Source organism: Salmonella sp. K21076 (genome assembly GCF_039650795.1).
Lineage (GTDB): Bacteria > Pseudomonadota > Gammaproteobacteria > Enterobacterales > Enterobacteriaceae > Salmonella > Salmonella enterica.
Genome location: NZ_JBCLYA010000045.1, coordinates 222,641 through 235,663, shown reverse-complemented (window position 1 = coordinate 235,663; position 13,023 = coordinate 222,641). Strand labels below are relative to the sequence as shown.

The following is a 13,023-nucleotide window of genomic DNA, read 5'->3' as shown; positions in this document are numbered from 1 at the left end:
TTTTGCAGTCGCCAGACCGCAAGATGTTTTAACAAATCAAAAGGGGTTTTAATAACTGGCTTAAAGCTGAAAGCTTTCCGGAACCCCCAGCCTAGCTGGGGGTTTTCCATAGACAAAAAACAGGAGCCATGGGGCTCCTGTTTGCTTTTCTACTCCGTGCTCGCTTCAACGGGTTTTGGATGTGACGGCAGCACGCCATCGGCGCGGAACATCGTTTTAATCCCTCTGACGGCCTGGCGAATGCGATCGCGATTCTCTATTAATGCAAAGCGTACATGGGTGTCGCCATAGTCACCAAAGCCTATCCCTGGAGAAACGCAAACCTTCGCCTCATTCAGCAGCTTCTTGGCAAACTCAAGCGATCCCATCGCCGCATATTGCTCCGGGATTTTCGCCCAGACGTACATTGAGGCTTTCGGCATTTCAACCATCCAGCCCGCCTCATGCAGTCCCTTCACCAGCACATCGCGACGACGCTTATACTGCTCGGCGATATCGCGCACGCACTGCTGATCGCCTTCCAGAGCGGCGATAGCCGCCACCTGAAGCGGGGTAAAAGCACCATAATCGTGATAACTTTTAATGCGCGCCAGCGCGCTGACCAGGGTTTTATTGCCCACCATAAACCCAATACGCCAGCCCGCCATATTATAGCTTTTCGACAGTGTGAAAAATTCGACCGCCACGTCGCGCGCGCCGGGCACCTGCATAATGGATGGCGCTTTCCAGCCGTCGTACACGATATCGGCATACGCCAGATCGTGCACCACCAGCACATCATAACGTTTAGCCAGAGCGACCACTTTTTCAAAAAATTCCAGTTCGACGCACTGGGCCGTAGGGTTAGACGGAAAACCCAAAATCATCATTTTCGGTTTCGGATAACTTTCGCGAATAGCGCGCTCCAGCTCGTTGAAGAAATCCACCCCCTCTACCAATGGAACCGAACGCACCTGCGCCCCGGCGATAACGGCGCCATAGATATGAATCGGGTAACTGGGGTTCGGCACCAGAACCGTATCGCCATGATCCAGCGTCGCCAGCATTAAATGCGCCAGTCCCTCTTTGGAACCGATGGTCACAATCGCTTCGGTTTCCGGATCGATATCGACATCATAACGTTCCTGATACCAGTGAGAAATCGCGCGGCGTAAACGCGGTATGCCGCGGGACGTGGAATAACCGTGCGTATCCGGACGCTGCGCGACGGTGCAAAGTTTTTCGACAATGTGGGGAGGGGTTGCGCCATCAGGATTACCCATACTGAAATCAATAATATCTTCGCCGCGCCGACGCGCAGCCATTTTGAGTTCAGCGGTGATGTTAAAAACATAGGGCGGAAGGCGATCGATACGCGTAAAGCGACGTTCAGGGCGGGAGTCAGCCATAATATCCTCAGATTAACGTTAGCGCCCGGACCGTCCGAGCGACGCTGCCACGATGGTGGCTCCTTTAGAAAATAGCCTGAAAATTTTCTTCCTGTCGAGAGGCTAATGAAAATATTTTTTAGCGACGAAAAAGAGGAACAACCGTAAAAATTTACTTTTTAAGCGTGTCAGTTATAGCACCAAATAAATCACATCATTAACAAATTGATATCATTGAATTTACCTAACGCGGTATGGCCGACGATAATTTCCTGTCAATAAACCTTATCTCAAATAATCCCCTTTTGATTTTGTGGTTTTTCCTCTTTAATCAAAAGCCTTACTAACGATAATGGTATTCGTTCATGTCATATTGCGGTATTTTTCAGGGATATTTCCCCGAAAATAAGGATCCTTTCCGGCAAGCTGCCGCGATGAAAGCGTAAATAAGGCAGCGAACCGGATACGTACAGTAAAATAAATCCCTGTTTTCGCCTGAGTAATCACCATGACGTGATGACTCAACGCGCTGGTGTTTGACTTTTCGCTCAGCAAGAGTAAAGTGAAATAATTCAGTCAGTTGAAGTATTCATACACAGGAACGGCAATGAAAAAAAACCGCGTGAGGCACGCGGTTTGAGACTGACAAGAGAATGTTTCATTGCCTGATGACGCTGCGCTTATCAGGCCTACAGATGACACACTTTTGTAGGCCGGATAAGGCGTTTATGCCGCCGTCTGACTTATAGAATATGGCCTAATGTCTGGCGCAGATGCGCGCCGGAGCCTAACAAGCCGGGATTATCATGGACAATCAGATAGACCGGAATACCGTGTACATAATCTTTAAAGCGGCCTTTATCTTCAAAGCCCCCACGGAAGCCAGACGCTTTAAAGAATTCCAGGAAGCGCGGGACAATGCCGCCAGCGATATAAACGCCGCCAAATGTCCCCATGGTTAACGCCAGATCGCCGCCAAATCGCCCCATGATGACGCAAAAGAGCGACAACGCGCGGCGACAATCGATACAGCTATCCGCCAGGGCGCGTTCGGTAATATCTTTCGGGCGCAGATTTTCCGGCAGACGGTTGTCGGACTTAACAATCGCCCGGTAAAGATTCACCAGCCCCGGGCCAGACAGCACGCGCTCGGCGGAAACGTGGCCAATTTCGGCGCGCAATATTTCCAGAATCATAGCTTCTTCTTCGCTATTAGGCGCAAAATCGACATGCCCGCCTTCGCCCGGAAGGCTAATCCAACGCTTATCCACATGCACCAGATGCGCCACGCCCAAGCCGGTTCCCGCGCCGTACACCGCAATAGGTTTGCCGTCTACCGGTTCGCCGCCGCCGAACTGAATTAAATGCTCTTTTTTCAGCATCGGGATCGCCATCGACACGGCGGTGAAATCGTTGATGATTTCCAGATGACTAAAGCCGAGATTTTTTTTCATTTCCGCAATAGAAAAAGCCCAGGTATGGTTAGTCATCGCCACCCAGTCGCCGGTAATCGGGCAGGCTATGGCGATACAACCATCTTCCACGCTGACGCCATGCTCATCGAGATAAACGCGCACCACGGCCTCAAGACTGGGGTAATCCAGGCCGGAATACGTTTTGGCCTGCGAGATTTCTCCACTGGCGATATCACACAGGGCAAGACGCGCATTCGTGCCGCCTACATCTCCTACTAAAGCATACTTTGTCATTCTTCTACTACTCCGCTAAAGTCAAAATAAGTCTTTGTCACACTGTAAATTCATGGGGGCATAACAACAACGGCCATCAGGCTGACTGCCTATAAATATAGATCTTCATCACAGAATTACTTTCTTGTTTCAGCACCAATTGCAGCAATGCCGTCGGGCAGGCTGTGCAAAATAGATATACGACCCCGTGTAAGGAAGAGATTATGTTCCACCCGCGTGCCCGAACGATGCTGCTGCTGTCGCTCCCTGCGCTGATTATTGGCGTAGCGTCAAGCCTAGTTTTAATCGCCTCGATGAAAGTCGCGTCGGTTTTTCAGCAATTTCTTTGGCAACGACTGCCCGCCAGCATCGGAATCGCTTATGATTCGCCGTTCTGGATAGTGGGTATGCTCACGCTAACCGGGATCGTGGTGGGTTTGATTATCCGTTACAGTCCCGGACACGCTGGCCCCGATCCGGCCATCGAACCGTTAATCAGTATGCCGGTCTCGCCATCTGCGCTGCCCGGGCTGCTTCTCGCCTTAATCATCGGCCTTGCTGGTGGGGTAAGTTTGGGGCCAGAGCATCCGATAATGACAATAAATATCGCGCTGGCGGCGGCTTTCGGCTCCCGCCTGTTTCCGCGTATCACGGCGTTAGACTGGACGATTCTGGCCTCAGCAGGCACCATCGGCGCGCTGTTCGGCACGCCCGTCGCCGCGGCGCTGATTTTTTCGCAAACGCTTAGCGGCTCTAACGATATTCCCATGTGGGATCGCCTGTTTGCGCCGTTAATGGCGGCAGCGGCGGGGTCACTCACCACCAGCCTGTTCTTTCATCCGCATTTTTCGTTACCCATCGCCCATTACACGCAGATGCGGCTGGTGGACATTGCCAGCGGAGCGATCGTCGCGGCGATCGCCATTGCCGCCGGGATGGTCGCCGTCTGGTGCCTTCCGCGTCTGCACGAGTTGCTGCACCGACTAAAAAATCCGGTCCTGATTCTCGGCATTGGCGGTTTTATACTGGGTATTCTGGGCGTCATTGGCGGGCCGCTTACCCTGTTTAAAGGCCTGGACGAAATGCAACAAATGGCGTTTAGCCAGACGTTGGGCGCGGGAGATTATTTTACCTTAGCCGTCGTCAAACTCGCCGCGCTGGTCATCGCGGCGGCGAGCGGCTTTCGCGGCGGGCGCATTTTTCCGGCTGTGTTTATCGGCGCGGCGCTGGGGCTCATGCTCCATGCCCATGTTGAGGCCGTACCCGCGGCGATTACCGTCTCCTGCGCGATTCTTGGCTTAGTGCTGGTAGTGACGCGCGACGGCTGGCTCAGTCTGTTTATGGCGGCAGTCGTCGTACCGGATACCAATCTGCTGCCGCTGCTCTGCATTGTGATGCTCCCCGCCTGGCTATTGCTGGCGGGAAAACCGTTGCTGGCCGCCAACCGTCACGAACCCTAATCCGGCGCAGCGGGGGCCATTATCCCCCGTTGCGGGCTTCCAGCGCCCGGGTCACGGTACGCAGTAATTCCGGCAGATCGGCTTTTGGCAACATCACTTCAATAAATGACAGACGTTGTGGGCGCGCCAACCGTTCGAGGACCTCTGCCAGTTGGATAGCCTGCGTCACCCGCCAGCACTCCGCCTGTTGCGCCGCGTTTAGCGCCGGTGGTATCTGCGTCCAGTTCCAGCTCGCGATGTCGTTATACCGCTGGGCCGCGCCGTGAATGGCGCGCTCTACGGTATAGCCGTCATTGTTGAGCAGCAGGATGACCGGCGCCTGCCCGTCGCGTAACATCGAGCCCATCTCCTGAATCGTGAGCTGCGCCGCGCCATCGCCAATAATCAGAATTACCCGCCGATCGGGGCAGGCGGTTTGCGCGCCAAACGCGGCGGGCAAGGAATAGCCGATAGACCCCCACAGCGGCTGAACCACAACTTCCGCGCCGTCAGGAAGCGACAGCGCGGCAGCGCCAAAGGCGGCGGTCCCCTGGTCGACAAGGATAATATCGCCGGGTTTGAGACACTGCTGTAAGGTTTGCCAGAAGCTTTCCTGGGTCAGTTCTCCCTTATCAATCCGCACTGGCTGTCCGGCGGAACGCGTCGGCGGCGGCGCAAAAGCGCATTCAAGGCACAGTTCGCGCAGCGTAGACACTGCCTGCGCCATCGGGAGGTTGAACCAGGTTTCGCCGATGCGCGACGCGTAAGGCTGAATCTCCAGCGTGCGTTCCGCCGGCAATTGTTGGGTAAATCCGGCCGTAAGGGTATCGACAAAACGGGTGCCGACGCAGATAACCCTATCGGCGTCCTCTATGGCCTGACGTACTTCTTTGCTGCTGGCGCCTGCACTATAGGTGCCAACGAAGTTCGGGTGCTGTTCATCAAAAAGCCCCTTCCCCATCAGTAGTGTCGCATGAGCGATGGGCGTTTCCGCCATCCAGCGCTGCAACAGTGGTCGTAAACCAAAACGCCCGGCAAGAAAGTCGGCCAATAGCGCAATGCGCCGACTGTTCATCAGGCACTGACGGGCGTGGTAACGAAAAGCCGTCTCCACGCCGCTTTGCGCTTCATGCACGGGCAACGCCAGCGCCTCCGTAGGCGGGATAGCCGTTTTTTTCGCCACGTCGGCGGGCAGCATGATGTATCCTGGCCTGCGTGCGGCAAGCATTTCACCCAATACGCGGTCAATCTCGAAACAGGCGTTCTGTTCATCCAATATTGCGCTGGCAGCGGATATCGCCTGACTCATGCGATAAAAATGACGAAAATCGCCGTCACCGAGGGTATGGTGCATCAATTCGCCACGCTGCTGCGCAGCGCTACAGGGCGCGCCGACGATATGCAAGACCGGGACATATTCCGCGTAACTGCCCGCGATACCGTTAATAGCGCTAAGTTCTCCCACGCCAAAGGTGGTGAGTAGCGCTCCAGCGCCCGACATGCGCGCATAACCGTCCGCGGTATAAGCGGCGTTCAGCTCATTGGCGCATCCCACCCAACGCAAGGTCGGGTGGTCAATCACATGGTCAAGAAACTGCAAGTTATAATCGCCCGGTACGCCAAAAAGATGGCCAATGCCGCATCCTGCCAGTCTGTCCAGCAAATAGTCGGCCACGGTATAGGGGTTTTGCATGACAGCTTTCCTTCTGACGTTGACATTATGTTGAGTATTAAGGAATGCCGATGGCTGTCCAGCACGGCGGGGATGAAAGCCTGGAAAACAATGTTTACAGCGGCAAACAGTAAAAGCCGGATACCGCCTGGCGAGTGTAACCGTATACACTATTTATTCACGCCACAGGGGGAAAGGTCATGATTTATCAGCCCGATGAGAATCGTTATCACACAATGGAGTATCGTCGCTGCGGGCGCAGCGGCGTCAAACTTCCCGCTATTTCGCTGGGGTTATGGCACAACTTCGGCGATACGACACGGGTAGAAAATAGCCGGGCGCTGCTGCAACGCGCGTTCGATCTGGGCATTACCCACTTTGATCTCGCCAATAATTATGGGCCGCCGCCGGGCTCCGCAGAATGCAATTTTGGCCGCATTCTGCAGGAAGATTTTTTACCGTGGCGCGATGAGTTAGTCATCTCCACCAAAGCGGGCTACACCATGTGGGATGGCCCTTATGGCGACTGGGGTTCACGGAAATACCTTATCGCCAGCCTCGATCAAAGCCTGAAACGTATGGGGCTGGAGTATGTCGATATCTTTTATCACCATCGTCCCGATCCCGAAACGCCGCTTAAAGAGACGATGAAAGCGTTAGATCACCTTGTGCGCCACGGCAAAGCGTTGTACGTGGGGATCTCTAACTATCCTGCCGATCTGGCCAGACAAGCTATCGATATTCTGGAGGATCTCGGCACGCCTTGCCTGATTCATCAGCCTAAATATTCGCTTTTTGAGCGTTGGGTAGAGGACGGGCTGCTGACGCTGTTGCAGGAAAAAGGCGTCGGCAGTATTGCCTTCTCGCCGCTGGCGGGCGGGCAGCTCACTGACCGTTATCTGAATGGCATTCCGGAAGATTCCCGCGCGGCGAGCGGAAGCCGTTTCCTTAAACCAGAACAGATTACCGCCGACAAACTGGAAAAAGTTCGCCGGTTGAATGAACTGGCTGCACGACGGGGCCAAAAATTGTCTCAGATGGCGCTCGCCTGGGTGCTGCGTAACGATAACGTTACCTCGGTACTGATTGGCGCCAGCAAACCGTCGCAAATCGAAGACGCCGTAGGAATGCTGGCCAATCGCCGTTTTTCGGCGGCGGAATGTGCAGAAATTGACGCTATTCTGGAGGGCCGGTTTTAGCAAAAAATGCTCTCCTTCATGATTTAAGAGTTAAGGCGATGAAACAAATCTTTACTGCTTTGTAATATTGCATTAACAGGCCGGCGACGGCTCGATCGTGAAGGAGAGAAAGTATGTTCAGGTCACTGATTCTGGCGGCAGCCTTGCTGGCTTTTACACCGCTTGCCGCGAATGCGGGCGAAATCACCCTGTTGCCCTCAATAAAATTACAGATTGGCGATCGCGATGATTACGGTAACTACTGGGACGGTGGTCGCTGGCGCGACCGGGATTACTGGCACAACCATTATGAATGGCGTAAAAATCGCTGGTGGCGCCATGACAACGGCTATCATCGCGGCTGGGATAAGCGTAAAGCGTATGAACGCGGTTATCGGGAAGGCTGGCGCGATCGCGACGATCATCGCGGGCGAGGCCGGGGTCACAAACATCATCACTAAGCCTCCTGCTGAATAACAGCCCGATGACGCCCACGCATCGGGCCTGCTATCTTTCTGTCTTTATGACAACCCCATCACCGTTCCAACCAGCAACCAGATATTCAGGGCGACGACCAGCACGACAATTATCCAGCCAATCTGTTTTACCCGCCGCGTGTTCACCAGCTCGCCCATTAGCGTAGCGTTACTGGTGAAAATCAGGAGCGGCACCAGCGCCAGCGCAATACCAAAACTCAGCAGCACCTGGCTCATCACCAGAATTCGGGTAGGGTCCAGCCCCATCAAAATCACAATAAATGAGGGCAGCATGGTAATGGTGCGCCGTACCCACAGCGGAATGTGAAAACGGACAAACCCTTGCATCACCACCTGCCCCGCCAGAGTCCCTACCACGGTGGAGGAAAGCCCTGCCGCAACCAGACTAAGACCAAACACTGTTGCCGCCGCATGGCTTAGTAACGGTTCCAGCGTCAGGTATGCCTGATCGAGGTCGGCGATGCCAGTATGGCCGCTAAAATGAAACGCCGCCGCGGCGGTCGCCATCATTGCCAGATTGACAAAACCGGCAATCGTCATGGCAATAGCGACATCCCATTTCGTTGCTGAGTACCGTTGTTGCCGCGTTCCGCCGTGCAGATGCTGCGTTAATGACGAGTGCAGATAAATCACGTGCGGCATAATCGTCGCGCCAAGCACGCCGGCGGCTAAGAATACGGCTTCCGGGTTCGGTAGCGCCGGGATAACCATTCCTTTGCCGAGCTGCGCCATATCAGGCTGAGAGAAAAACAGCTCCACAATGTAAGCGGCGGCGACAAAAAGCAGTAAACCGCCGATGACTTTTTCAAGCGGTTTTTGACCGCGGCGCTGTAACATTAAAATCAGAAACGTCGCGATACCGGTCAATACCGCGCCCTGTAGTAAAGAGACGCCCAGGATCAGCTTAAAACCTATTGCCGCGCCGATAAATTCAGCTAAATCGGTGGCCATCGCGATGATTTCCGCCTGTACCCAGTAAAACCAGACTACCGGACGCGGATAATGGTCGCGAATTTGCTCCGCCAGGTTCTTGCCGGTGGCGATCCCGAGTTTTGCCGAGAGGATTTGAATCAGCATCGCCATCAGGTTCGCCCAGACCACCACCCAGAGTAGCTGGTAGCCAAAGCTGGCGCCGGCCTGAATATTGGTCGCGAAGTTACCGGGATCGATATAACCAATCGCGGCAATGAACGCAGGTCCCATTAATGCGAGCCTTAGCTTGCGCGCCGCCCGTCCGCTGCTATTCTCTACGCGATTGTCAGTCATCTTTTGCCTCAAAAACATAGCCTTTGCTATGTTTCATGCTATGTTCATTGATAATGATTATCAAGTGCATTTCAATGGGTACGGGTGATTACTTTGATAGTGTGAAACGATAGACCGATACGATGGCGACCTGTATCAGAACAGTTTGGCTTAACATTACAAGATTAGCACACTGATATAACTTTTCATTTTCATATTCAGTACAGTAAAAGTGTATTACAGATCACTAATTTTGAATCTCGTCACAGGTCCTTATTATAGTGTGTGTTGGATCTCGTTTTCTTTACAGCTGTTGCATAGAATGTGCACGAAAATTAAACCTGCCTCATATTTGGAGCAAATATGGACCGCGTCCTTCATTTTGTCCTGGCGCTTGCCGTTGTTGCGGTACTCGCACTGCTGGTTAGCAGCGACCGTAAAAAAATTCGCATTCGTTACGTCATTCAGTTACTTGTTATCGAAGTGTTACTGGCCTGGTTCTTCCTGAACTCGGATGTTGGCCTTGGCTTCGTAAAAGGTTTCTCCGAGATGTTTGAAAAACTGCTCGGATTTGCCAACGAAGGGACAAACTTCGTCTTTGGCAGTATGAACGATCAAGGTTTGGCGTTCTTCTTCCTGAAAGTATTGTGCCCGATCGTCTTTATTTCCGCGTTGATCGGTATTCTCCAGCATATCCGTGTTCTGCCAGTGGTCATCCGCGCTATTGGTTTCCTGCTATCCAAAGTAAACGGTATGGGCAAACTGGAATCTTTTAACGCCGTCAGCTCGCTGATCCTCGGCCAGTCTGAGAACTTTATCGCTTATAAAGATATTCTCGGTAAAATGTCCCGTAACCGCATGTACACCATGGCTGCAACGGCGATGTCTACCGTTTCCATGTCTATCGTGGGCGCGTATATGACCATGCTGGACCCTAAATATGTGGTCGCAGCGCTGGTTCTGAACATGTTCAGCACCTTTATCGTTCTGTCGCTGATCAACCCCTATACCGTTGATGCCAGCGAAGAAAATATTCAGATGTCGAACCTGCATGAAGGCCAAAGTTTCTTCGAAATGTTGGGCGAGTACATTCTGGCAGGTTTTAAAGTGGCGATTATCATCGCGGCGATGCTGATCGGCTTCATCGCGCTGATCGCGGCGCTGAACGCGCTGTTCGCAACGGTTACCGGTTGGTTCGGCTACAGCATCTCCTTCCAGGGCATTCTGGGTTACATCTTCTACCCGGTCGCATGGGTAATGGGCGTACCGTCCAGTGAAGCGCTGCAGGTAGGAAGTATCATGGCGACCAAACTGGTTTCCAACGAATTCGTGGCGATGATGGATCTGCAGAAAATCGCCTCTACCCTCTCTCCACGCGCTGAAGGCATTATCTCCGTCTTCCTGGTGTCCTTCGCGAACTTCTCTTCCATCGGTATTATTGCGGGCGCGATTAAAGGCCTGAACGAAGAGCAAGGCAACGTGGTTTCCCGTTTTGGTCTGAAACTGGTTTACGGTTCTACGCTGGTGAGCGTACTGTCCGCCTCTATCGCGGCGCTGGTACTGTAAGTCTGCGTTTAATGTAGAAACCGGGGAGCTATCCCCGGTTTTTTTATGCCGCTTATTTGCCTAACGGGCGCGGGCGGCCAATCAGATATCCCTGCAAACTATGTACGCCAAGCTGCAATAGCAGATCGCGCTGCGCAGGCGTTTCAACAAACTCAGCCACGACGCTCAACGATTTCGCTTTCGCTAAATCAGTGATGGATTTCACGATCATCGCATCCAGGGAGTCCGTCAGAATATCTTTTACGAAACAACCGTCGATTTTAATGATGTCCGCCTTGAGGCGTTTTAGCCGTTCATAGTTTGCATAACCGGTGCCGAAATCATCAATGGCGATTTTTAGGCCAAACTTACGCAGCTGGTTGATATTGTGCATACTGATTTCGGAATGAGAGAAGGCCTGTTCTTCAGTAATTTCGATGATGACCGAAGCAGGCGGGACGCCATAGCGTTTAAAAAGCTGCATAATGCGCGACGCCGTCTCTTTTTGCAGCAGCGTCAGCGGCATCAAATTAACCGAAAAACGCGCCCCCTGCTCCGCCGAAGGATGCGCGGACAACCATTGCAGGAGCGCTTCCATCACCTGCATATCAAACCGTACGCTCAGGTTAAACTGGGCGATAAGCGGAATGAACTGATTCGGCATCATGATACCGTCGTCGCACCGAAGCCGCGTCAGAATCTCGTCATACCCTTTTCCCTGCGCGTCGCGAATGGGTTGCGCATACAAAACCAGCGCGCCGCGCTCCAGCGCCTGACGGATTTTCTGCAACCGCAGCACCCGTTCCGTCGTCTGCCCGGAAGCGGCTTCAATACTCTGGGTCAGTGCAAGCACCCGACGGTGCGAGCAGGATTGCTCCGCCAGCCAGCTTAATTGCCCCAACAGCGGTTGCAAGGTTTCCTGGCGACCATCGAATGTTCCCCACGATGCGCCGTATTCCATGTCCAGACCGGTATTGTTCCAGTAAATTTTGCGGTTATTAAGCACATTGAGCATATATTGCAGGCGGGCTTCCGTCTCCGGTCCCGTCAATACCAGCAATAATTCACTGCCCGGCAGATGGAAAATTTTCTCCTTTTCCAGCAGCAGCGGCTGCAACACGCGAAACACCTCGCGTTCGCAATGCACGCGCATCTGCATACCGTAATGACGGCTCAGAAATTCCAGGTTTTCCATGCGTAGATAACACACGCTTTGCCCGGCATCCTGTAAAAGAAACTGCCCCAGCGCGCGCAAGTTAGGCAGTTGCGTCAACGGATCGGTCAATGCCTGCGAGTGCCACTGTCGATTCAACCATTCGCTACGCTGATTAATCCGCGCCATGTACAACAAACAAATACTAAAAGAAATGAGAACTGAAAGGATAAATGCCAGCGAATATTCTGAACCCACGCCCTGCAGAAAATTGCGGTTATAGCTAAGCAGGAATAGCGCAGTGAGAGCCCAACTAAAATTCAACAGCGGATAGCTGATTTTCCCCACGCCGATGGTAAATCCAATGAACAGAACTGGCACCAGATAGCCAGCAATATACTTTGTCTCGAAAGGCGTACACAGCACCGCTAATAGCGTCGCCAGAGTGGCAAACCAGAGAAGCGTAAACAGGCGTTTTTCTTTGGCGAGATAAGGAGCGACATCCCTCCGCCAGAAAATACGCATATAGTGCGGGCTGACTATCATTCGCAGCGGATAATAGAAAAAGAGGGTAAAAATAAGCGCGGCAGAAATCAGACTCAATAAATCGACAATCGAGAAAATAGCGGTGCCGGTGCCAAAGAAGGTAGAGATGGTCACCGGGAAAGCCAGGTAGTGCCCCGCCAGATGCATACTGATTTTTATACCAAACGGCGTCATTAACCCTAACCAGAAAACGCGTAGCCAGATGCCTTGGTTGGGTATTCCGTAGCGCCAGCGCGCGCCCAGCTGCCAGCGTACGATAGCGCAAACCAGCAACACGGGAAACGTCTGGCAAAATAGCAGCACCATCGCCTGTGGCAGAGGTAAATGAAAATTCCATTCATTAGTCAACATCATTCCGCCTACCATCGGCGCGACGCCACGGCGGCCAAATAAAAACAGCACGGAAAACATGACGCAGAGCGGTAGCCAGGCCAGAAAGATATAGCTGGAATCAATTGTGGCGCGGGGAGAAATGAGACGAGATAGCAGAATAGCCGGAACGGTCAGGCAGAAGGCCAGTAAGAATATTTTTATATTTTTTAATACGTTACACTTATCCGGCATTGCTTTAATGCTCACATCATTATATAAGGCGCATGAATAATAAGTATATTCGCATTATGAAGCAATCTAACAAAAGCTCATATTGACCGCAAAAGCAGCGGCAAACGAACGCACCTGAAGAGCAGATCA

Annotated in this window: 9 protein-coding genes; 4 read left to right on the top strand and 5 right to left on the bottom strand. The window is 52.8% G+C overall.

Features of this window, described 5'->3' with window-relative positions; genetic code table 11:
- Nucleotides 1-149 precede the first annotated feature (149 nt).
- Entirely contained in the window at nucleotides 150-1,388 is a 1,239-nt protein-coding gene (gene alaC / locus AAYN39_RS13925; protein ID WP_000785618.1) for an alanine transaminase, read from the bottom strand.
- A gap of 722 nt (nucleotides 1,389-2,110) precedes the next feature.
- A complete protein-coding gene (gene glk, locus AAYN39_RS13920) occupies nucleotides 2,111-3,076 on the bottom strand; it encodes a glucokinase (RefSeq protein ID WP_000170371.1) in 966 nt (321 codons plus the stop codon).
- A 203-nt stretch (nucleotides 3,077-3,279) separates the two neighbouring features.
- Between glk and AAYN39_RS13915 the strand changes: the two genes are divergently transcribed.
- Complete coding sequence (locus AAYN39_RS13915) at nucleotides 3,280-4,515, top strand: ion channel protein (protein WP_000468932.1); 1,236 nt, start codon at nucleotides 3,280-3,282, stop codon at nucleotides 4,513-4,515.
- 19 nt (nucleotides 4,516-4,534) lie between these two features.
- On the opposite strand, the gene AAYN39_RS13910 is transcribed toward AAYN39_RS13915, so the two are convergent.
- Complete coding sequence (locus tag AAYN39_RS13910) at nucleotides 4,535-6,187, bottom strand: alpha-keto acid decarboxylase family protein (RefSeq protein ID WP_001180878.1); 1,653 nt, start codon at nucleotides 6,185-6,187, stop codon at nucleotides 4,535-4,537.
- A 179-nt stretch (nucleotides 6,188-6,366) separates the two neighbouring features.
- On the opposite strand from AAYN39_RS13910, the gene mgrA reads away from it, so the two are divergent.
- Entirely contained in the window at nucleotides 6,367-7,365 is a 999-nt protein-coding gene (mgrA, locus tag AAYN39_RS13905) for an L-glyceraldehyde 3-phosphate reductase (RefSeq protein ID WP_000640297.1), read from the top strand.
- Between the two features lie 113 nt (nucleotides 7,366-7,478).
- Nucleotides 7,479-7,805: a DUF2502 domain-containing protein YpeC gene (ypeC, locus tag AAYN39_RS13900; protein WP_000490091.1), complete on the top strand. Its 327-nt coding sequence runs from the start codon at nucleotides 7,479-7,481 to the stop codon at nucleotides 7,803-7,805.
- A gap of 60 nt (nucleotides 7,806-7,865) precedes the next feature.
- Here ypeC and AAYN39_RS13895 read toward each other — a convergent pair whose 3' ends face one another.
- Nucleotides 7,866-9,107: an Nramp family divalent metal transporter gene (locus AAYN39_RS13895; protein WP_000131734.1), complete on the bottom strand. Its 1,242-nt coding sequence runs from the start codon at nucleotides 9,105-9,107 to the stop codon at nucleotides 7,866-7,868.
- A 342-nt stretch (nucleotides 9,108-9,449) separates the two neighbouring features.
- Here AAYN39_RS13895 and nupC point away from each other — a divergent pair, with 342 nt between their 5' ends.
- Nucleotides 9,450-10,652: a nucleoside permease NupC gene (nupC, locus tag AAYN39_RS13890; RefSeq protein WP_000376341.1), complete on the top strand. Its 1,203-nt coding sequence runs from the start codon at nucleotides 9,450-9,452 to the stop codon at nucleotides 10,650-10,652.
- 52 nt (nucleotides 10,653-10,704) lie between these two features.
- On the opposite strand, the gene AAYN39_RS13885 is transcribed toward nupC, so the two are convergent.
- On the bottom strand, nucleotides 10,705-12,894 hold the full coding sequence (locus tag AAYN39_RS13885) for a sensor domain-containing phosphodiesterase (RefSeq protein WP_001112949.1): 2,190 nt from the start codon (nucleotides 12,892-12,894) through the stop codon (nucleotides 10,705-10,707).
- Between the last annotated feature and the right edge of the window lie 129 nt (nucleotides 12,895-13,023).